Source organism: Amycolatopsis sp. NPDC114503 (genome assembly GCF_055633655.1).
The window spans coordinates 1,339,576-1,358,231 of the sequence record NZ_JBVKDT010000001.1; the positions used below are offsets into that span (position 1 = coordinate 1,339,576).

Sequence of the window (18,656 nt, forward strand, 5' to 3'; positions counted from 1 at the left end):
GGCTCTCGGAGGCGTGCCGGTACCGGTGGTCACCGGTACCGGCACTGTCGAGGGAACGGCGGTCAGGAGGCGGTCGCGTTGCCCCGCACGTCGAGGTTGGCCCGCACGTCGAGATCGAGACCAGCCGGGTCGTTCGGCACGAGCGGAGCCAGCTCCGGCCGCTTCGGCTGCAGGCCGTCGCCCATGGACTCGCCGCGCAGCTGGCGGCGGATCCACGGCAGCAGGTGCATCTTGGTCCACGCGAGGTCCGACCGCCGCGACGTCATCCAGGTGGCGGGCTCGCTGCTCGGCGGGTACGGCTCGCGCCAGTCCTCGTCGACCGGGACGCCGAGCACCTCGGCGGTGAGCAGCGCGATCCGGCGGTGCGCGTCCGGCGTGAAGTGCAGCCGGTCGTCGCTCCAGGCGCGCGGGTCGTGCAGCGGCTCCATGTGCCACATGTCGACCATCTTCGCGTCGTGCCGGGCCGCGATCGCCCACAGATGCGTGTTGTAGATCGCGACCTTGCCGCGCAGCACGCTCATCACCGACAGGTGCTTGGTGTCCGGCCCGTTGAAGATCACCACCGGGATCCCGGCCGCGCGCAGCTTCGCCACCCCCGCCTCGAAGCGCGCCGCGATGGCGTCGACGTCCGCGCCCGGCACGATCACGTCGTTGCCGCCCGCGCACAGCGTGACCAGGTCGGGCTTCAGCTCGAGGGCGATCGGGACCTGCTCGTCCATGATCTCGTCGAGCATCTTGCCGCGCAGCGACAGGTTCGCGTACTGGAAGCCGGGCTCGTCGCCCGCCAGCATCTCGGCGAGCCGGTCGGCCCAGCCCCGGAACGTCCCGTCGCCCCGATGGTCGTTGAGCCCCTCGGTGAAGCTGTCCCCGATGGCTACGTAGCTGTTGATCCCGTACACGCTGGGTTCCCCTTTCCCGCTGGTGCGCGCCTGTTCCCCGTGAAGTCCCGGCTATAGTTGTACACCCCAACTAACAGTCGGATATCCCCATATCCTTCCCGCCGGACACGACTGGTTCGCGACGATGTCACAGTCTCTTACCTTGTCGGGGTCTTGCGCCTCCCTATTACGGCTTTTTCACCGGGACGAACCTCACGATCGGGCTCGTACCGGACGCCGTGTGGGGTAGGTCTCCCGACCTGGGGGTCCGCCGGGAGTTGCGGCAGGCTGGAAGCTGTGACAGACGAGACTGCGAAGGGGCCGGCGCGGGAGTCGCTCACGCAGATCCTCGGCGGGAGGCGCGGCGCGATCGACGCCAGCATCCCGCCCGCCGCGTTCGTCGTCGGCTGGCTCGCGTCCGGCCAGTCGATCGCCTGGGGAGCCGGGGCCGCGATCGGCGTCGCCGTGCTGCTGGGCGCGTACCGGCTGATCCGCGGAGACAAGGCGCGCGCGGTGGTGGTGAGCCTCGCCGCGGTGGTGATCGCCGCGCTGATCGCGATGCACACCGGCCGGGCCGAGGACTTCTTCCTGCTGCAGCTGTTCTCGAACGCGGCGAGCGCGCTGCTGTTCGCGGCGAGCATCGCGGTGCGCTGGCCGTTGCTCGGCGTGATCGTGGGATTGCTCCTCGGGCAGAAGACCCGCTGGCGGCGCGATCCGGCCCTGCTGCGCGCGTACTCGTGGGCGAGCGGCGTGTGGGTGCTGCAGTACTTGCTGCGCGTGGTCGTTTACGGCCTGCTGTGGTGGACCGGGCAGGTGGTGGCGCTCGGAGTGGCGCGCACGGTGCTGTCCTGGCCGCTGGTGGCCGCGACCGTGGCGGTGAGCGGCTGGGCCCTCTACCGAACCCTCCCAGCAGAACACCCGGGCCTTCGCCTGGCGAAAGACCCGGGTGCGGGCGAGTCCGAAAACGGACCCGGAAGTTAAGGCGGCCCCCGGCGAGGGGGGAGGGTCCGGGGGCCGGTTCCTACGGTACCCGGACCGGAGGGGTTGAGTCGACGGTTTCGACTCTTCCGCTCAAGTTTTGGTGGCATTCACCCGTCGGGATGGTCGTGGGGTGTCCTCGCCCCACGCGCCCACCGCCGCGAGCCACGCCGCGCCGAGCACGCCATCGGAGCTGGTCAGAACGTTGAGCCCGGCGAATTCGGTCCGCACCCGAGTCCCGACCGGACTGTTTTCGGCCAGCACGCTGCCCACGAGCACGACCGGAGTTTTTTCTCCCGCCTCGCGCGTGGCGCGAGCCACGCGCACGAGATGCCCGGCGCCCCGCGCGACGATTTCCTCCGCGACGGGCTCTCCGGCTGCGGCCGCGGCACTCACCAGCGGCGCGTACCGGGCGAGCCGGACCGGGGGTTCCGCATTGGAATGGGTCACCAGCTCCCACATGACCGCGGAGCGGTCCGACAAGTCCACTGCGGACGGTCCGAACGCTTCGGCGAGGACCGCCTCGGCCAATCCGCCGAGCGGGCCGTCGCCTTCGAGCGCGGCGAGCGTGGTGCGCACGGCTTCGCGGCCGAGCCAGAATCCGGAGCCTTCGTCGCCGAGCAGCCAGCCGTGCCCGCCCGCGGTGGCGACCATCCGGCGGCCGCGGATGCGCCCGGCGATCGAGCCGGTGCCCGCGACGAGCACGGTGCCGTCCGGCTCGGCCGTCGCGGAGGCGTAGGCCACCTCGGCGTCGCCCGTGACGCGGACGAGGCCGCCGAGTCCGATCCGCTCCCACGCCGCGGCGAACTCCGCGGCGACCGCCGGATCGGACAGCTTGCTTTCGCCTGCCATGCCGACCACGGCGCCGAGCACGTCGGTCCGTCCGTCCAAAGCGGACTCGATGGCTCCGGCGATCCGGGCCGCCGCTTCCGCGGGCGGATGCGAGTTGGGGTTCGCGCCGCCCGCGGCTCCGGTGCCGTGCACGACGCCGGCGGCGTCGATCGCGATCGCTCGCGTCGAGGTGCCGCCGGCGTCCACGCCTACTACGAGGCTCACCGGGTCTTGGTCACCTTCAGCAGACCGCGCGGGTTGTCCGGGTTGCCGCCGCGAGCGAGCGACAGCCCGAGCGCGATCCGCTGGATCGGCAGGATTTCCAGCACTGGAGCCAATTCCTCGACGGTCGGGGCGACCGGGATGCGCAGCGCGGCGGGCACGTCCTGGGCCGCCGAGCCGACCGCGAGCACGTCCGCGCCGCGCTCGCTGACAGCTTCGAGCACCTCGCGCATGGCCTCGCCGCCGCGGCCGAGGCTGGTGGCGGCGAGCACGGCGGTCTCGCCGTCGACCGCCGCGACCGGGCCGTGCAGCAGGTCCGCGCCGCTGTACGCGCGGGCCGCGAGGTAGCTCGTCTCGGCCAGCTTCAGCGACGCTTCGAGCGCGCTGGCGTAGGAGTAACCGCGGCCGGTGGTGAGAACGCGGTCGACAAAGCGATACCGGTCCACCGCGCGCTGTACGCCTTCGACGGAACCGTCGAGCGTCTGCTGGGCCAGTTCGCCGATCTTCTCGGCGTCCTCTCCCTTGCCGCCGCGGATGGCGTCGATGAAGAGATACAGCGCCATGAGCGTCGCGGAGTACGTCTTGGTCGCCGCCACTGCCTTTTCGAGGCCGGCGCCGATGTCGACACCCAGCTCCGAAGCCGCGCGCAGCGGCGAGTCCGGAGTGTTGGTGACCGACACCGTCAGCGCGCCCTGGCGGCGGGCGGCCTCGGTGACCTCGATCAAGTCGGGCGAACCGCCGCTCTGGCTGACCGTGATGAAGAGCACGTCGCGCAGGTCCGGGCGAGCGCCGTAAAGCGTCGCGGTGGACGGCGACACGAGCCCGGCCGGCAGGCCCAGGAGTACCTCGATCAGGTATTTCGCATAGAGCGCGCCGTGGTCGCTCGAACCGCGAGCGGCGAGCAGAGCGAACCGCGGCGGGTTCTGTGAAATCTTTTCCGCAACTTCCGCGATGCCGGACCGCCGCTCGACCAGCCCGGCGAGAACGCTGGGCTGCTCCGAGATTTCCGCGGCCATGTGCTCGCCGGGACGTAGTTGGGTCATCACTTTCCTCTCCGCCGGGACGGGGGTCCCGGTGTGCTGAGCGGCGTCCGGTCAGGTCTAGACCAATGCTAGCCGGGCGGAGCGGGTCGGGAGAAGGGTACGTTTCCTCACGGGGCAGTGGCGCGTTTAATGTGGGAAGACTGAGGGAGCCGGGCATGCTGGAGACACCCCCCGCGAGCGAGGCGGGGACTGCTGCGCGAGGGCAGCGCGAACCCAAGTACTGGGCGCTGAAGCAGCATCTGCTGGACCTGCTCGACGCACTGCCGCCGGGATCGCCGATCCCGACCGAGCGGGCGCTGGCGGGAGAATTCACCGTTTCGCGCACCACCGTGCGCCAGGCGCTGGCGGATCTCACCGCCGAGGGCAGACTGCACCGCGTCCAGGGCAAGGGCACGTTCGCCGCCGAGCCGAAGCTCGCGCAGCGGCTGCAGCTGTCCTCTTATACCGAGGACATGCGCAAGCAGGGCCTGAAGCCGTCGTCCCAGCTGCTGGAGCTCGAAGAGCTGCCGGTCGAGGGCGAGATGACGAAGCTGCTGCAGCTGCGCAACGGCGCGAAGATCCTCCGGCTGCGCCGGCTCCGGCTCGCCGACGGCCAGCCGATGGCGCTCGAGACCACGCACCTGCCGCTCGGCCGGTTCCGCGGGCTGCGCAAGCACATCACCGCGGGCGGTTCGCTGTACGCGGTGCTGCGCGAGCATTACGGCGTCGAGCTGGAACGCGCGGAGGAGACCATCGAGACGTCGCTGGCCGGGCCGCAGGAAGCGGAGATCCTCGGCGCGGACGTCGGCATGCCGGTGATGATGCTGACCCGGCATTCGTTCGCCACCGACGGCAAGCCGGTCGAGTTCGCCCGCGCGGTCTATCGCGGCGACCGGTACAAGTTCGTCACCACGCTGCTTCCCTGACCGCGTGAGCGTCGCGGGAGACACCGGCATCCGCTGGGGCACGCCCGCGGCTCGCGGCGTGCTCTGGACGACCATCCTCGGTTCGGGGATGGCGATGCTCGACGGCACGATCGTGAACGTCGCGCTGCCCCGGATCGGCGAGGAGCTGGGCGCGTCGGTCGCCGGTCTGCAGTGGATTCTCGACGGCTACCTGCTGGCGCTGGCCGCGCTGATCCTGGTCGCCGGCTCGCTCGGCGACCGCTACGGCAGGCGGCGCGTGTACCTGGTCGGCGTCGTGTGGTTCGGGCTCGCGTCCGGGCTGTGCGCGGCGGCGACGTCGACCGAGCTGCTCGTGCTGTTCCGCGTGCTGCAGGGAATCGGCGGGGCGTTGCTGACGCCGGGTTCGCTGGCGATCCTGCAGTCGTCGTTCTCGCACGAGGACCGGGCCCGCGCGATCGGCTCGTGGTCCGGGCTCGGCGGGATCGCCGCGGCGGTCGGGCCGCTGCTCGGCGGACTGCTGGTGCAGGCATGGTCGTGGCGGCTGGCGTTCCTGATCAACCTGCCGCTCGCGGTGGTCGTCGTGCTGATGGCGCGGCGGTTCGTGCCGGAGTCGCGAGACACCGCGGCGACTGGGCATCCGGACTACGTCGCCGCGGCGGTCGGGGCGCTCGGGCTGGCCGGGGTCACCGGGGCGCTGGTCGAGGCACCGGTGCGCGGGATCGGCGATCCGGTCGTGCTGGTCGCGTTGGTGGTCGGGGTTGTTGGGTTGGGTTTGTTTCTTTGGCTCCAGCACCGTGCTGCCGAACCGCTGGTGCCGCCGTCGTTGTTCCGCGACCGGACGTTCACGCTGTCGAACGCGCTGACGTTCGTGGTTTACGCGGCGCTCGGCGGCGTGATGATGTTGCTGGTTCTGCAGCTTCAGGTGTCGCTGGGTTATTCGCCGACGCTCGCCGGGCTGGCCGGATTGCCGATCACGGTGATCATGCTGCTGCTTTCCGGCCGGTCGGGCGCGCTCGCGCAGCGGATCGGGCCGCGGCTGCAGCTGGTGGTCGGGCCGATCGTGGTCGGCGTCGGGATGCTGCTGCTGACACGGGTCGGGCCGGGGTCGTCGTACCTCGGGTCGGTGCTGCCCGCGGTGGCGGTGTTCGGGCTGGGGCTGGCCACTGTGGTCGCTCCGGTGACCGCGACGGTGCTGGCCGCCGCGCCGGACCGGTACGCCGGGGTCGCGTCCGGGGTGAACAATGCCATCGCCCGATCGGGTGGACTTCTGGCGGTGGCGATTTTGCCTGCCGCGGCCGGTTTGACTGGATCCGCCTATCGGGATCCGGTCGCGCTGACCGCCGGATGGCAGACGGCGCTGGTCATCTGCGCGGTGCTCGCGATCGCCGGCGGCCTTATCGCGTTAGGAATTCACAACGGGGTGCTCGGCACCGCCGAGCCGGACGATTCGCCGCATCCCGGGGATTGTCTGCACTGCGGGGTGGAAGGGCCGCCCACGCACGTCCATCCAGGCGGGCGTCGCTGATCTTTCGGTGGGGGAATTGTGCTGGGGTTTGTCGGTGCCGGCGAGCTGACCGCTGCCATCGTGACCGGGCTCGACGGGAGCTTGCCGGTCGTCTTGTCGCCGCGTTCGCGGGAAATCAGCGCGGCGCTGGCTGCTCGGTACCCGGACGTGCGGGTGTGCGCGAGCAATCAGGAAGTGCTTGATCAGGCGGACACGGTGGTGCTGGCGGTGCGGCCGCCGGTGCTGCGGGAAGTGGTGGCTGAGCTGACGTTCCGGCCGGAGCACGTGGTGCTCAGTGCGGTGGCCGGGGTGCGGGTGGAGCGGGTGCGGGAGCTGGTCGCGCCGGCTTCGCGGGTGGTGCGGTCGATTCCGCTGCCGCAGGCGGCGCAGCGGCAGAGCCTGACGGCGATGTATCCGGAGGACGGCGTCGCGCGGGAGCTGTTCGAGCGCGTGGGCGGGGTGGTGGTGCCTCGCGACGAACCGGGTTTGGAAGCGTTCAGCGCGGCGACGTCGACGTTCGCCGCGCACCTGGACTATCTGGCGACTATCGCCGGGTGGATGGGCGCGCAGGGGGTCGAGGCTGAGATGGCTTCGGCGTATGTGACGCACGTGTTCGCGCAGGTCGGAAAGTCCCTGGCGGGTGGCGGTTCGCTGGAGGACCTGACTTCCCGGCATATGACTCCGGGCGGGATCAACGAGCAGTTGCTGACTCGTCTTCGGGCCGAAGGGATGCCGGAGATGGTGCGGCAGGGCCTGGATGCGGTGCTGGCCCGGTTGCGCGGATCAGCCGCGGGATCGGGCGACTAGCCGGGTCTCGATGCTCTGCAACGCCGTGATCAACGTGCTGGCTTCTGTCGGGGAAGTCCCGTCGAGCAGCGCGGACCAGGTGTCGCGCAGCCGCCGCAGGTTTTCCGCCGCCTTTTCGGTGGGGTAGAGGCGGACTCGCCGGGCGTCGTCGGGGTCGGTCTCCCGGCGGAGCAGGCCCTTGTTTTCCAGGCCCCGGACAGCTCTGCTGACGTTGCTGGAGATCATCTGGGTGGCCTCGGCCGCGGCGTTGACCGTGGTTCCCGGATGCCGGTCGACGAACCGCATCACCGCGCCTTCCAGCGGCGTCCCGGACTCGGCGTCGGCTTCCTTGGCGGCATTGATGTGCCGGGCCACCGCGAGGATCAGGTCGGCTAGCTCGAAGAGCTGTTCGTCTTTCACCCGCTCAGCATAGCTATCGTTTGACAGGTATTTCCTTCGCGGCGTAACTTAGCTATCAAATGATAGCTAAGGAGCAGTCATGACCGAAGGCAAGAGCGCGCTGATCATCGGGGCGTCGCGTGGGCTGGGCTACGCGCTGGCCGCCGAGTTCCTCGGCCGTGGCTGGCGGGTCACCGCGACCGAGCGGACGCCCTCCGCGCTGCACGAGCTGGCCGGGCTCACGGTGGAGACCGTCGACATCGCGGTGCCCGAACAGGTCGCGGCGCTGCGCGAGCGGCTCGCCGGATCGGCGTTCGACCTGCTGTTCGTCAACGCCGGAACCAACTACACGACCGACCCCTCGGCCACCTTCGCCGACGTGTCCACCGAGGACTTCGCCCGGGTCATGGTGACCAACGCGCTGAGCCCGATGCGCGTCGTCGAGACCCTGCGGGACCTGGTCCCCGCGACGGGCACTATCGGCGTGATGTCGTCGGGCCAGGGCAGCGTCGCCGACAACACGAAGGGCGGCTTCGAGGTCTACCGGGCGAGCAAGTCCGCGCTGAACCAGCTCATGCGCAGCTTTGCCGCCCGGCACGCCGACGACCCGCGCACCCTGCTGCTCATGGCGCCCGGCTGGGTGAAGACGGACCTGGGCGGGCCGGGTGCCCGGCTGACCGTCGACGAGAGCATTCCCGGGGTCGCCGACACGATCGAAGCTTGGGCGGGCAAGGGTGGGCTGCACTACCTGGACCGCCAGGGGCAGACCGTCAACTGGTGACTGGCCAGGTCTGTGAGGGCCACCTTGAGGGAATCAGATTCCCTCAAGGTGGCCCTCACAGACGTTCGCCTCGCGAACCGCGTTCGTGGGGCGGGGGCAATCCTGCGCCGTCGGGAGCGGGGCGGCTTCGTCAGGCGAGCAGCTCGGCCAGCATCGTCGGGTCGATGTTGCCGCCGGAGACGATCGCGACGGTGCGTCCGCCGGGGAGTTCGTCGGCGTGGTGCAGGTAAGCGGCTGGGGCGGTGGCGCCGCTGGGCTCGGCTACCAGGCGGCCTTGCCGGGCCAGAGCGCGGACGGTGTCGCGGATTTCGTCCTCGGTCACGGTGATCACGCCGTCCAGGACGTGCCGCAGGTGCGCGAACGTCAGCTCAGACGGTTGCGCGCGCAGGCCGTCGGCGATGGTGCGGGCGCGTTCGGCGATGGGCCAGTCCACGATCTCGCCCGCGGCGAGGCTGGCCGCGGTGTCGGCGGCCAGTTCCGGCTCGACGCCGTAAACCTTCGCGTTCGGGCACTTCGCCTTGATCGCGGTGCCGACTCCGGAGGCGAAGCCGCCGCCGCTGATCGGGACCAGCACGGTCTCGACGTCCGGCAGGTCCTCGGCGATTTCCAGGCCGACGGTGCCCTGTCCGGCGATGATGTCCGGGTGGTCGAACGGCGGGATCAGCGTGAGGCCGCGTTCCTCGGCGAGCGCGAGCGCCGCCGATTCCCGTTCCGCGATCGGCACCTCGCGGACTTCCGCGCCCCAGCGAAGGGTGGCTTCGACCTTCAGCCGCGGAGTGACGTCCGGCACCACGATCACCGCGGGAATCCCGAATTCGCGCGCGGCGTAGGCGACCGCTTGCGCATGGTTGCCGCTTGAATACGCGACCACCCCGCGTTTCCGTTCGGTGTCGGTGAGTGCGGCGATCGTGTTGTACGCGCCGCGGATCTTGAACGCGCCGATCGGTTGCAGGCTCTCGGGTTTCACCCAGAATTCGCCGGGAACCCAGAGCTGGCGCAGCAGCGGAGTGTGCACCGCGGTGCCCTTCACCCGCTCGGCCGCGGCTTCGATGTCGGAGATCGTCACGAGGTGCATGAGACGAGTATGTCAGGAAAGTGTGAGCTTTAGTCTATCCATTGTGGACAGTCAACGTGGCGTCCCTCACGCCGGGGCAACGAAGGGAGCACCTCAGACGACTTAACCGTTGAAGAAACAGGGACAACGGCCGGGAACGATCAGATCGGAATCATGAGCGAGGAGCAGAAGGAAACCGCGGAGGACAAGAAGAAACTCCGGATGACCCCGGTGCTCGCCGCGGCGCTGGCGGCGGTCACCGCCGCGTTGCTGGGTTCGACGCTGGGGGTCGCGGGAACAGTCATCGGCGCCGGAGTGGCCAGTGTGGTCAGCACCGTCGGCGGCGAGTTGTACCTGCGTTCTCTGCAGCGGACTCGTGATGCCGCGCGGAAGGCGATGGAGACGGCTGGACGACGCACTCGCGGCGGCGTCGCTCCGGTGCGCGTGCCGGCCGACAAGCCGACCGCTCCCGGCGAGGCTCCCACGGCGTACCTCTCCGTCGACCTGGCGAACATGCCCACGGTCCGGTTGTCCGAACTGAAGCCGACCGAACCCGAGAAATCCGACAGCCTTGGCGAAAAACTCCGCAAGATGCGGTGGCCGTTGATCATCGCTTCGAGCGTGGTGGCATTCGTCGTCGCGCTGGTTGTCTTGCTTGGTCTGGACTGGACGACCAAGGGAAGCGTGTCCACCGGCCTGATCCCTCGGCAGCCGGACACCAGCCAGCAGCGGGACGATCATCCGGACAACACGCCGAGTACCGCACCGCAGACGCCCCCGCCCGGCGAGTCGAAGCAGAACAACCCGACGTCGACTCCGACGACGACGCCCAGTGCTCCGCCGCCTTCGCAGCAGACGCAGCAGAGCCGTCCGCCGTCCACGTCCTCGAAGCCGAGCACGAGTTCGCAGGCGCCCAGCAGCAGTCAGACTCCGACTGCTCCTGCGGTTCCGTCGAACGCGGGCGAGTAGCCCGGGCTCGCGGCTGTACGGCTCGGCTACGAAAGCCGGGCCTTCAGCCCCTCCGCGGCGGCCTTGGGGTCCTCGGCCTCGGTAATCGCCCGGACAACCACCACGCGAGACGCCCCCGCGTCCAGCACCTCCGGCAGCCGGGCCTCGTCGATCCCGCCGATCGCGAACCACGGCCGCTCAGTCCCGAAAGCCGCGGCAGCCCGAACCAGTCCCAGCCCAGGCGCGGACCGGCCAGGCTTGGTCGGCGTAGGCCAGCATGGGCCGGTGCAGAAGTAGTCCACCCCGTCCTCGGCCGCGGCCGCCGCGGCCTGCCCCTCCGAATGGGTGGACCGGCCGATCACCACGTCGTTGCCCAGGACTCGCCGGGCGAGGGCGACCGGGATGTCGTCCTGCCCCAGGTGCAACACATCCGCGCCGACGGCCAGCGCCACATCCGCCCGGTCGTTCACCGACAGCAGCGCCCCATGTCGCGCACAGGCCTCCGCCAGCACCTCCAGCGCCGCGATCTCCTGCTTGGCCTCCAGCGGCGCGCCCCCGGTCTTGTCTCGCAGCTGCACGATGTCGACGCCACCGGCCAACGCGGCGTCAGCGAACTCGGCGAGGTCTCCGCGCGAGGCGCGCGCGTCGGTGCACAAGTACAGCCGGGCGTCGGCGAGACGGGTGCGAATTTGGTCTCCGGTCAAGGCAGGCATGGCGGTGACGTTACCCGCGCGCTACGGTGTGGGAGTCCGCACGGGAGCCCGAGGCACGGGCTGAGAGGGAGCTGCCGCTCCGACCGTGGAACCTGATCCGGGTCATGCCGGCGCAGGGAGCGTGATTCCACTGTGAACACCAGCACCACAACCGTCACTGTCGTCGGCGGCGGCGTCATCGGGCTGTCCGCGGCTTGGCGCGCGGCCGCCCGTGGATGGCGCGTCACGGTCGTCGACCCGGATCCCGTGCGCGGCGGCGCGTCCTGGCTGGCCGGCGGGATGCTCGCCCCGGTCACCGAGGCTTGGCCGGGCGAGGAAGCCGTGCTCAGCCTGGGGGAGGCGTCGCTGCGACGTTGGCCCGGCTTCGCGGGGGAACTCGCCGCCGAAGGGACCGATCCCGGGCTGGCCGAGCACGGCACGATCGTCGTCGGGTTCGACAGCGCAGACGCCGGGCACCTCGACATCCTCGCCGGGTACCTGCGTTCGCTCGGCCGCGACGTCGAGACGCTGACCGGGCGCGAGGCGAAGCGGCTCGCGCCGGGCCTCGGCGCGGTACGCAGCGGGCTGCACGTACCGGGCGATTTAGCCGTGGACAACCGGAAACTGCTTACAGCGCTGAGCGAAGCGGCTACGAAGCGTGGGGTCGAGTTCCGTCGCGAGCGGCTCGAGAGCCTCTCCGAAGTGTCTGGCCCCGTGATCCTCGCGGCCGGTGCGTGGACCGGGCAGCTGCATCCGTTGCTGGAGCACGCTGTACGTCCGCTAAAGGGGGAGATTCTGCGACTGCGTCCGCGTCGGGGCTGTCTGCCGCCTCCGCCGTACACAGTGCGCGCGATGGTCGAAGGACGGCCGATCTATCTGGTACCGCGAGAAGACGGCGAACTGGTCCTTGGCGCGACGCAGTACGAAGCGGGTTTCGATCAGGCCGTCACCGCGCGCGGCGTGCGCGAGCTGCTGGAGAACGCGGAGCGGATTCTTCCCGGCATCACGGAGTACGAGCTGGTGGAAGTCGCCGCCGGGCTGCGTGCCGCGAGCCGTGACGCTTTGCCGTACATCGGCGAAGTGAGCGAAGGCGTGTACGCCGCGACAGGACATCACCGCAACGGTTTGCTGATGGCCCCCGCGACCGCGGACGCCGTGGTCGCGTGGCTGGCCGGGGAAACCCCGCCGCCGGAGGTCGCCGCGGCGATGCCCGCCCGTCTGGTCGAGAAGGAGCGAGTCTGATGGAGATCAAGGTCAACGGCGAGTGGCGGGAATTTCCCGACGACAGCACGGTTTCCGCGGTCCTGGACGCGCTGGGAGCGGAACGCCGCGGCGTGGCCGTCGCGGTCAACGGCGAGGTCGTGCGGCGTGGCGAATGGGAAGAAGCGGTCGTGCCGAAGGGCGCGAACCTCGAAGTGCTGACCGCGGTTCAAGGAGGTTGAGCATGGACGACCTGATCATCGGCGAACACAAGCTGTCGTCGCGATTGATCATCGGCACCGGTGGCGCGGCGAATCTCGAAGTGCTGGAACGCGCGCTGGTCGCGTCGGGCACCCAGCTGACCACCGTGGCCATGCGCCGAGCCGACGCCGAGGGCGGCTCCGGAGTGCTGGAGTTGTTGCGGCGCTTGGACATCGAGCTGCTGCCCAACACCGCGGGCTGCCGGACGGCGGCCGAAGCCGTGCTCACCGCCCAATTGGCCCGCGAGGCGCTGGAAACGAACCTGATCAAACTCGAGGTGCACGCCGACGACCGGACGCTGCTGCCCGATCCGCTGGAGACCCTCGAAGCAGCCGAACGCCTGGTGGCGGACGGATTCACGGTGTTCGCCTACACGAATGACGACCCGGTGCTCGCCCTCCGCCTGGAGGAAGCGGGCTGCGCGGCGGTGATGCCGCTCGGCGCCCCGATCGGCACCGGGCTGGGTATCCGGAACCCGCACAACATCGAGCTGATCGTCTCGCGCGCGTCGGTGCCGATCGTGCTGGACGCGGGGATCGGGACTGCCTCGGACGCCACGTTGGCAATGGAACTCGGCTGCTCGGCGGTGCTTCTGTCGACGGCGGTGACCCGTGCGGCGGACCCGGAACGGATGGCGCTGGCGATGCGGAGCGCGGTGGAGGCCGGGTATCTGGCGCGTGGCGCGGGACGGGTGCCGCAGCGGTTTTGGGCGCAGGCGTCGAGTCCTCCTCGCTAGGACTCTCGTGAGTGTTGATGTCGGTTCTAACCGGCATCAACACTCACGACCACCTTGCCGCGCACCCCGCCACCCTCAAGCGCCCGATGCGCCTCCGCGATATCCGCCAGCGGAAACACCCGGTCCACCAACGGCCGCACCAGTCCGGCATCGACCCACCGGCTCAGGTCGGCGAGCAGATCCGCCTTCGGGTTCCCGCTGAAGGCCCGCACCCATCGCTTCGGGCGCAGCGCGTTCGCCGCCACGTAACCGAGCGAGCGGACCGGACGGTCGAGGTCGAACGCGATCGCGACCATCCGTCCGCTCGGGGTCAACAGCCGTCGGAAGGTCTCGAGGTCGCGGCCGACGGTGTCGAGAATGACGTCAAACTTCCCCAGCTCGCCAGGATCGCGGTAGTCGAGCGCGACATCCGCCCCGAGTTCCCTTGCCAGCTCTAGGTTCTTGGCGCTCGTCAGTCCGGTCACGTGTGCGCCCATGGCTTTGCCGAGCTGCGTCGCCACAAACCCGACTCCGCCGGTCGCGCCGCGGATCAGCAGGCGTTCGCCGGGCTTGAGATGGGCTTTGTCGCGCAGCGCGGTAATCGCGGTGGTGCCCACCGCCAGCGACGCGGCTTGCTCGGGATCGAGCCCAGCGGGTACGTGGTCCAGCCGGTCGGCGGCCATCACGTAGTACTCGGCGGCCGTGCCCATCCGCCGCCCGCCGCCCCAGACGAGGTCGCCGACTGCGAAGCGGCTCGTTCCGGGTTCCGCCACCTCGCCGACCAGGTCGATGCCGATCCGCTTGGGAAAACGCTTGCCGCTGAACGGAAGCAGCTTCCCGGACCGCATGGCGAGTTCGCCGCCGTTGACCGACAGCGCGCGTACCCGGACGAGGACTTCGCCGGGGCCGGGCACCGGAGTCGGAACCGTGGTCTCGCGCAGGACTTCGGGCGGTCCGTAGCGGTCGTAGGCGATGGCGCGCATCGAAGTGGAAGGCATGTTCCACTTCTAGCACGGAAAGTGGAAAGGGTCTTCCGATTCGCGTAAAGTGAGAGAGTGCCGGAAAAACCGACTCGGTTGCGCACCGACGCCGCCCACAATCGCGCGCAGATTCTCGAGGTCGCGAAGCACACCTTCGAGACCGAGGGCCTGGACGTGTCGATGAGCGAACTCGCGCGCCGCGCGGGCCTCGGCGTGGCCACGGTGTACCGCCATTTCCCGACGAAGGCCGATCTGGTCGCCGAAGCCTTCGCCGAGCCGATGGCCGAATGCGCGGGGATGCTCGACGAAGCGCTCGCCGACCCCGATCCGTGGCGTGGGTTTTGCCGGGTGATCGAGGAAGTCTGCGCGATGCAGGCGAGCAACCAAGGTTTCTCCGCCGCGATCGTGACCGCGCTGCCCGATCAGGCTGGTTTCGCGAAGCTGCGGGACCAGGCGTTGCGCGGGTTCACCGAGTTGATCCGCCGGGCGCAAGAAGCCGGTGCGCTGCGGGCCGACTTCGCGGTTTCCGACCTGTCGTTGATCTTGCTGGCGAACGGCGGGCTGCGGTCGGGCGCGGGAGCCGCGGCACCGGCGGCGTCGCGGCGGCTCGCGGGCTATCTGCTGCAGTCGTTCCGGGCGGAGACGGCCGCGCTCCTGCCGCCGCCCGCGGAGCTTCCGCTCGACGGGTCGGTGCTCTAAATGGGCGGCCAAGCTGCACAAATAGCCTGGTAATGGTGATTTCGCCCGCGCTTGACGCGGATTGTGCACGGGTACGCCGTATGGTTGACGGCACCCTTTCCGGCGCACCCAGCGGCGGGCACCAGCGTCAGAAGGAGCCGATCGTGACTCTTTCCTCGGTCCAGGACGTAACGGGCCGGTTGTATCTAGCGGTGGGACGGCTTTCCCGCTCGCTGCGCCAGGCCGGCGCGCCCGGGCCCGGCCACGGGTCGATCTCGGCGCTGGCCACGCTCGTGCACTTCGGCGAGCTGCGTCTCGGCGACCTCGCCGCGAAGGAAGGCGTCGCGGCGGCCACCATGTCGCGGATCGTGGCCACGCTGGTGGAGGCCGGTTACGTCACCCGCGAATCCGACCCGGTCGACCGCCGCGCCTGGCTCGCCCGCGCCACCGAGGAAGGCGAACGCCTCGTCTCCGGCGTGCGCTCCACCCGCGTGCAGGAGCTCAACCGCCGTCTCGACCGGCTCACGCCCGAAGCTCGCGAGTCGATCATCGCCGCGCTTCCCGCGCTGGAAGCCCTGATCTCCGACGAGAGCTAGAGCTCTTCCGGGGCCAGCCGCCAGAACGCCGACACCGGGCCGACTTTCGCGCCCATCGGGTACGAGTGCTCGACGGCCTGAGAGACGAACCACTTGCCGTAACGCGCCGCTTCGACCACCGGCATGCCCTTGGACAGCCCAGCGGTCAGCGCGGACGCCATGGTGTCGCCGGCGCCGTGCGTGTGCGGGGTCTGCCAGCGCGGGCCGGGCAGCTCCACGAACGTCGAACCGTCGAAGAGCAGGTCGACGCACTCCGGGTCGGACTGCAGGTGGCCGCTCTTCACCAGCACGTATTTCGGCCCGAGCCGGTGCAGCACGACGGCCGCGGTGTGCATGCCTTCGCGGTCGGTCACGGTCATGCCGGTGAGCAGCCGCACCTCGTCCAGGTTCGGCGTGAGCACGGTGGCGCGCGGCACGAGTTCGTCGCGCAGCGCGGCGAGGCCGTTGTCGTCGAACAGCGACTGGCCGGTCATCGCCGCGGCCACCGGGTCGACCACGAACGGAATCGAGCCGTCGCGCCCGATCCCGGCTTTGTCGCAGGCCGCCGCGACCGCGTGGATGATCTCCGCGGACGCGAGCATGCCGGTCTTCGCCGCGCCGACGCCCATGTCCTCGGCGACCGCCTCGATCTGCCCGGCCACGATGTGCGGCGGCAGATCGGCGCGGTCGTGCACGCCGAGCGTGTTCTGGACGGTGACCGCGGTGACCGCGACCAGGCCGTGCACCCCGCAGGCGAGGAAGGTCCGCAGGTCCGCCTGCAGCCCGGCGGCCCCGCCGGAATCGGATCCGGCAATGGTGAGCGCGGAGGGCGGGCTCGGGTTCTCAGTCATGTGCGCGTTCCGACTTCTGGTCTGGTCCATTGAGGCAACTGTGCTTCATTCACAGTCCACCACGATGGCACAGTAAGTGTTCGTGCTGGTCCCCGTGACGAAGGAGACATCAGTGAAGCTCGCCGCGGCCGGTCTCCTGCTCCTGTCCACGCTGGCGGTACCGGGGGTCGCCAGCGCGGACAGCCCCAAGCTCTCGCACGTGACCACCGTCGGCGTGCACAACACCTACGACCCGGCCGCGTACCCGTACCTCGCGCAGGCGCTGGACAATGGCTCGTCCCTGCTCGAACTCGACGTCTGGCCGGACTTCTTCACCCACGAGTGGAAGGTCAGCCACTCCAACCCGCTGGGCAACAGCAACAACTGCACCGCCGCGCGAACGGCCGCGGACCTTTACTCCGGCGGGACGAACAAGGACCTCGAATCGTGCCTGGACGACATCCGGATCTGGCTCGGCGCGCATCCTGGTCACTCGCCGCTCACACTGAAGATCGAAATGAAGACGGGGTTTTCCGCGAATACCGGCCTCGGCCCGGCCCAGCTCGATGCCGCATTCCGCGACCATCTCGGCGATGCGGTGTTCAAGCCCGCCGACCTTCTCGGCAGCCACGCCACGCTCGATGAAGCGTCCAAAGCGGACAATTGGCCGACGCTGGACGCGTTGCGGGGCAAGGTGCTCACCGAGATCATCCCGGGCACGGTCGAAGAGGGAAACCCGACCGACACGCTGCACACCGACGTCGAGTACGCCGGCTATCTGCTGGCCCAGAAGGCCGCCGGGAAGCTGGATTCGGTGCAGATCTTCCCGACCGTGCACGGCGCCGCGGGCGGCGACCCGCGCGACAAATACTCCGCGGAGCAGAAACCGTGGTTCGTCGTTTTCGACGGGGACGCCAGCGAATGGCTCGCGAAGGCCGGAATGTCCTGGTACGACGAGAACCACTACTACGTGGTGATGACGGACGGGCAGAACGTCGCACCGGCCATCGACGACCACAACCCGACCGTCGACCAGGCGACCCAGCGCGTGGCGGAGTTGGCCAAGCAGCACGCTTCCGTGGTGACGTCCGATTGGACCGGTCTCACGAGCGTGCTGCCGACGGTGGATTCGCGCGGCTAGAACCGCGGCGGCGGTTTCAGTACTGACATCCGGTATTGGTACACCGCTTGCGCTTCGGCGATCCCCGGTCGCGGCGTGACGCCCGATTTGCGGATTGTTTTGACCGCCGAAGCGGTGCGATGCTCGGTGACCAGGCCGTCGACCTCGTGCTGCACCTCAAGCGGCAGCCTCGCCCACAACGCTTCCGGTGTCTCGCTCATCCGGCCAGTGTCGCATTCACGAGCACCCGGAAGGGGACGAGATCCCTGCTATGGTGCGATGTCCGCTCGAAGCGAGCCGGGGGTGCGGATTCATGGCAATGGTGCCGGTCGAGGTTGTCGTGGGCAATTTGGCGCTGGACGAGGCAACCGTGACAGACATCGTCCGCCTCTCGATCACCGTCCTGCTGGGGGCCAGCGGCGTTGTCGCATGGATCTTTTCGAAACGCGCGCGGGCGCGTTCCTCGCTGGGCCGAATGGGTGTCGACATTTCCGACGCTTCGCTCGCCCGATGCATCGCGGACGGTGACCTCAAAGCCATCGACCTGCTCCTGCGCACGGGAATCCGCGCGGACGCACCGCTCAACGGCCGCACCCCGTTGCAGGCCGCGATCAAAGCCGGTGACGAGCGAGTGATCGGGCTGCTGATCCGCCGCGCTCCGCCGGAAGCGGTCGTCCGGGAATTGCTCCGGGACAGCGTCCCGGAAGCCGCGCCGACCGGTTCGCCCGCGTTCACGGTGCTGCCCGGGGTGCAGGGCGTGCTCGAGCACATTCAGCGCCAGATCATCTCGGCGCTGGATTCCGGGGAACGGACCGAGATGCTGAACCTCGGACTGGACCTCGAGGTCGTGCAGACGTTCCTGCTCTACAAACTGATCTTCCAGAAGAACCTTCGCAATCTCGAATACCAGGGCATGCTGATCGAGAGCGGCGCGGAACGGATCAAACCGGTCATCGACGGGGGCAGTTCCATCCACTCGGGGACCGCGGCCGCGGTGATCGAGAAGATCGGCAACCAGATCGCGGAGAACGCGGCCTTCCTCGAGAGCAACAACATCTCCATCGAGATCCGGTCCTACGACGTGCCGCCGGTGCTCCACGGTTTCCTGGTGGACAACCGGCATCTGTACCTCGGCTTCACCGAGTTCGTCCAGGGAAAACTCCACGGCGGCGAGTTCGGCTACCTCTATCTCGACCGGCTGGCGGCGGATCCCATGACCGCCCATCTCTTCCGGGTGTACCGCTCCTGGTTCGAATTCCAGTGGAATCACGGCACAAAGCTTTGTGCCTCCTGAAAG

At 69.5% G+C, this 18,656-nt stretch carries 22 protein-coding genes and 1 riboswitch; of the genes, 13 read left to right on the forward strand and 9 right to left on the reverse strand.

The features are described from left to right. Positions 1-62: 62 nt before the first annotated feature. Positions 63-899 carry an SGNH/GDSL hydrolase family protein gene (locus tag ACZ7OI_RS06570; RefSeq protein ID WP_470263130.1) on the reverse strand — a complete coding sequence of 279 codons (837 nt, stop codon included), beginning with the start codon at positions 897-899 and terminating at the stop codon, positions 63-65. Between the two features lie 276 nt (positions 900-1,175). Here ACZ7OI_RS06570 and ACZ7OI_RS06575 point away from each other — a divergent pair, with 276 nt between their 5' ends. Next, the gene (locus ACZ7OI_RS06575; protein ID WP_470263131.1) at positions 1,176-1,859 is read left to right on the forward strand and encodes a DUF3159 domain-containing protein; all 684 of its coding nucleotides are present in this window, start codon (positions 1,176-1,178) and stop codon (positions 1,857-1,859) included. Positions 1,860-1,949: 90 nt separating this feature from the next. On the opposite strand, the gene ACZ7OI_RS06580 is transcribed toward ACZ7OI_RS06575, so the two are convergent. Both ACZ7OI_RS06580 and ACZ7OI_RS06585 read right to left on the reverse strand, forming a co-directional pair. Further along, a complete protein-coding gene (locus tag ACZ7OI_RS06580; protein ID WP_470263132.1) occupies positions 1,950-2,912 on the reverse strand; it encodes an N-acetylglucosamine kinase in 963 nt (320 codons plus the stop codon). Continuing rightward, on the reverse strand, positions 2,909-3,952 hold the full coding sequence (locus ACZ7OI_RS06585; protein ID WP_470263133.1) for an SIS domain-containing protein: 1,044 nt from the start codon (positions 3,950-3,952) through the stop codon (positions 2,909-2,911). The genes ACZ7OI_RS06580 and ACZ7OI_RS06585 overlap by 4 nt, the downstream gene beginning before the upstream one ends. Before the next feature lie 155 nt (positions 3,953-4,107). On the opposite strand from ACZ7OI_RS06585, the gene ACZ7OI_RS06590 reads away from it, so the two are divergent. From ACZ7OI_RS06590 to ACZ7OI_RS06600, 3 genes are read left to right on the forward strand one after another with little or no spacing between them, the layout of a single operon-like run. Beyond that, complete coding sequence (locus tag ACZ7OI_RS06590) at positions 4,108-4,857, forward strand: GntR family transcriptional regulator (protein ID WP_009084055.1); 750 nt, start codon at positions 4,108-4,110, stop codon at positions 4,855-4,857. 4 nt (positions 4,858-4,861) lie between these two features. Further along, positions 4,862-6,361 carry an MFS transporter gene (locus ACZ7OI_RS06595; protein ID WP_470263134.1) on the forward strand — a complete coding sequence of 500 codons (1,500 nt, stop codon included), beginning with the start codon at positions 4,862-4,864 and terminating at the stop codon, positions 6,359-6,361. Positions 6,362-6,379: 18 nt separating this feature from the next. Continuing rightward, a complete protein-coding gene (locus ACZ7OI_RS06600) occupies positions 6,380-7,147 on the forward strand; it encodes an NAD(P)-binding domain-containing protein (protein WP_470263135.1) in 768 nt (255 codons plus the stop codon). Here ACZ7OI_RS06600 and ACZ7OI_RS06605 read toward each other — a convergent pair. Next, on the reverse strand, positions 7,124-7,546 hold the full coding sequence (locus ACZ7OI_RS06605; RefSeq protein ID WP_470263136.1) for a MarR family winged helix-turn-helix transcriptional regulator: 423 nt from the start codon (positions 7,544-7,546) through the stop codon (positions 7,124-7,126). The two genes, ACZ7OI_RS06600 and ACZ7OI_RS06605, sit on opposite strands and share 24 nt — an antisense overlap. 79 nt (positions 7,547-7,625) lie before the next feature. Here ACZ7OI_RS06605 and ACZ7OI_RS06610 point away from each other — a divergent pair, with 79 nt between their 5' ends. Continuing rightward, the gene (locus ACZ7OI_RS06610; RefSeq protein WP_470263137.1) at positions 7,626-8,306 is read left to right on the forward strand and encodes an SDR family NAD(P)-dependent oxidoreductase; all 681 of its coding nucleotides are present in this window, start codon (positions 7,626-7,628) and stop codon (positions 8,304-8,306) included. A 130-nt stretch (positions 8,307-8,436) separates the two neighbouring features. Here ACZ7OI_RS06610 and ACZ7OI_RS06615 read toward each other — a convergent pair whose 3' ends face one another. Then, positions 8,437-9,381, reverse strand: a complete 945-nt coding sequence (locus ACZ7OI_RS06615) for a threonine ammonia-lyase (protein ID WP_470263138.1) — start codon at positions 9,379-9,381, stop codon at positions 8,437-8,439. Between the two features lie 153 nt (positions 9,382-9,534). Between ACZ7OI_RS06615 and ACZ7OI_RS06620 the strand changes: the two genes are divergently transcribed. After that, on the forward strand, positions 9,535-10,329 hold the full coding sequence (locus ACZ7OI_RS06620; RefSeq protein ID WP_470263139.1) for a hypothetical protein: 795 nt from the start codon (positions 9,535-9,537) through the stop codon (positions 10,327-10,329). A 26-nt stretch (positions 10,330-10,355) separates the two neighbouring features. Here ACZ7OI_RS06620 and thiE read toward each other — a convergent pair whose 3' ends face one another. Then, positions 10,356-11,021 (reverse strand): thiamine phosphate synthase, encoded by a 666-nt coding sequence (thiE, locus tag ACZ7OI_RS06625; protein WP_470263140.1) that lies wholly within the window; start codon positions 11,019-11,021, stop codon positions 10,356-10,358. A gap of 30 nt (positions 11,022-11,051) precedes the next feature. Further along, positions 11,052-11,157, forward strand: a riboswitch (TPP riboswitch). On the opposite strand from thiE, the gene thiO reads away from it, so the two are divergent. The 3 genes from thiO to thiG all read left to right on the forward strand — a co-directional run bounded on the left by thiO (position 11,154) and on the right by thiG (position 13,197). Beyond that, positions 11,154-12,242 (forward strand): glycine oxidase ThiO, encoded by a 1,089-nt coding sequence (thiO, locus tag ACZ7OI_RS06630; RefSeq protein WP_470263141.1) that lies wholly within the window; start codon positions 11,154-11,156, stop codon positions 12,240-12,242. It overlaps the preceding riboswitch by 4 nt. Continuing rightward, positions 12,242-12,442 (forward strand): sulfur carrier protein ThiS, encoded by a 201-nt coding sequence (gene thiS, locus ACZ7OI_RS06635; RefSeq protein ID WP_344265038.1) that lies wholly within the window; start codon positions 12,242-12,244, stop codon positions 12,440-12,442. The genes thiO and thiS overlap by 1 nt, the downstream gene beginning before the upstream one ends. Before the next feature lie 2 nt (positions 12,443-12,444). Continuing rightward, the gene (thiG, locus tag ACZ7OI_RS06640; protein ID WP_037807946.1) at positions 12,445-13,197 is read left to right on the forward strand and encodes a thiazole synthase; all 753 of its coding nucleotides are present in this window, start codon (positions 12,445-12,447) and stop codon (positions 13,195-13,197) included. A 26-nt stretch (positions 13,198-13,223) separates the two neighbouring features. Here thiG and ACZ7OI_RS06645 read toward each other — a convergent pair whose 3' ends face one another. Continuing rightward, positions 13,224-14,174, reverse strand: coding sequence for an NAD(P)-dependent alcohol dehydrogenase (locus ACZ7OI_RS06645; protein ID WP_470263142.1), 951 nt, complete (start codon positions 14,172-14,174; stop codon positions 13,224-13,226). Between the two features lie 57 nt (positions 14,175-14,231). Between ACZ7OI_RS06645 and ACZ7OI_RS06650 the strand changes: the two genes are divergently transcribed. Both ACZ7OI_RS06650 and ACZ7OI_RS06655 read left to right on the forward strand, forming a co-directional pair. Further along, the gene (locus ACZ7OI_RS06650) at positions 14,232-14,855 is read left to right on the forward strand and encodes a TetR/AcrR family transcriptional regulator (RefSeq protein WP_470263143.1); all 624 of its coding nucleotides are present in this window, start codon (positions 14,232-14,234) and stop codon (positions 14,853-14,855) included. Positions 14,856-14,998: 143 nt separating this feature from the next. Continuing rightward, positions 14,999-15,430 carry a MarR family winged helix-turn-helix transcriptional regulator gene (locus ACZ7OI_RS06655; protein WP_370933741.1) on the forward strand — a complete coding sequence of 144 codons (432 nt, stop codon included), beginning with the start codon at positions 14,999-15,001 and terminating at the stop codon, positions 15,428-15,430. Here ACZ7OI_RS06655 and thiD read toward each other — a convergent pair. Next, positions 15,427-16,260 carry a bifunctional hydroxymethylpyrimidine kinase/phosphomethylpyrimidine kinase gene (gene thiD, locus ACZ7OI_RS06660; RefSeq protein ID WP_470263144.1) on the reverse strand — a complete coding sequence of 278 codons (834 nt, stop codon included), beginning with the start codon at positions 16,258-16,260 and terminating at the stop codon, positions 15,427-15,429. The two genes, ACZ7OI_RS06655 and thiD, sit on opposite strands and share 4 nt — an antisense overlap. A gap of 112 nt (positions 16,261-16,372) precedes the next feature. Here thiD and ACZ7OI_RS06665 point away from each other — a divergent pair, with 112 nt between their 5' ends. After that, entirely contained in the window at positions 16,373-17,380 is a 1,008-nt protein-coding gene (locus tag ACZ7OI_RS06665) for a phosphatidylinositol-specific phospholipase C domain-containing protein (RefSeq protein ID WP_470263145.1), read from the forward strand. On the opposite strand, the gene ACZ7OI_RS06670 is transcribed toward ACZ7OI_RS06665, so the two are convergent. After that, on the reverse strand, positions 17,377-17,580 hold the full coding sequence (locus ACZ7OI_RS06670) for a hypothetical protein (protein ID WP_116200384.1): 204 nt from the start codon (positions 17,578-17,580) through the stop codon (positions 17,377-17,379). The genes ACZ7OI_RS06665 and ACZ7OI_RS06670 overlap by 4 nt on opposite strands. A 92-nt stretch (positions 17,581-17,672) precedes the next feature. On the opposite strand from ACZ7OI_RS06670, the gene ACZ7OI_RS06675 reads away from it, so the two are divergent. Next, entirely contained in the window at positions 17,673-18,653 is a 981-nt protein-coding gene (locus ACZ7OI_RS06675) for a hypothetical protein (RefSeq protein WP_470263146.1), read from the forward strand. Positions 18,654-18,656 lie beyond the last annotated feature (3 nt).

Excerpts from the sequence above, each read along its gene's own strand:
- ACZ7OI_RS06620 (WP_470263139.1), top strand. The coding sequence starts at position 9,535 with ATGAGCGAGGAGCAGAAGGAAACCGCGGAGGACAAGAAGAAACTCCGG.
- ACZ7OI_RS06615 (WP_470263138.1), bottom strand. The coding sequence starts at position 9,381 with ATGCACCTCGTGACGATCTCCGACATCGAAGCCGCGGCCGAGCGGGTG.
- ACZ7OI_RS06675 (WP_470263146.1), top strand. The coding sequence starts at position 17,673 with ATGGCAATGGTGCCGGTCGAGGTTGTCGTGGGCAATTTGGCGCTGGAC.
- ACZ7OI_RS06645 (WP_470263142.1), bottom strand. The coding sequence starts at position 14,174 with ATGCCTTCCACTTCGATGCGCGCCATCGCCTACGACCGCTACGGACCG.
- thiD (WP_470263144.1), bottom strand. The coding sequence starts at position 16,260 with ATGACTGAGAACCCGAGCCCGCCCTCCGCGCTCACCATTGCCGGATCC.
- thiE (WP_470263140.1), bottom strand. The coding sequence starts at position 11,021 with ATGCCTGCCTTGACCGGAGACCAAATTCGCACCCGTCTCGCCGACGCC.
- ACZ7OI_RS06670 (WP_116200384.1), bottom strand. The coding sequence starts at position 17,580 with ATGAGCGAGACACCGGAAGCGTTGTGGGCGAGGCTGCCGCTTGAGGTG.
- thiS (WP_344265038.1), top strand. The coding sequence starts at position 12,242 with ATGGAGATCAAGGTCAACGGCGAGTGGCGGGAATTTCCCGACGACAGC.
- ACZ7OI_RS06585 (WP_470263133.1), bottom strand. The coding sequence starts at position 3,952 with ATGACCCAACTACGTCCCGGCGAGCACATGGCCGCGGAAATCTCGGAG.
- thiG (WP_037807946.1), top strand. The coding sequence starts at position 12,445 with ATGGACGACCTGATCATCGGCGAACACAAGCTGTCGTCGCGATTGATC.
- ACZ7OI_RS06590 (WP_009084055.1), top strand. The coding sequence starts at position 4,108 with ATGCTGGAGACACCCCCCGCGAGCGAGGCGGGGACTGCTGCGCGAGGG.
- ACZ7OI_RS06610 (WP_470263137.1), top strand. The coding sequence starts at position 7,626 with ATGACCGAAGGCAAGAGCGCGCTGATCATCGGGGCGTCGCGTGGGCTG.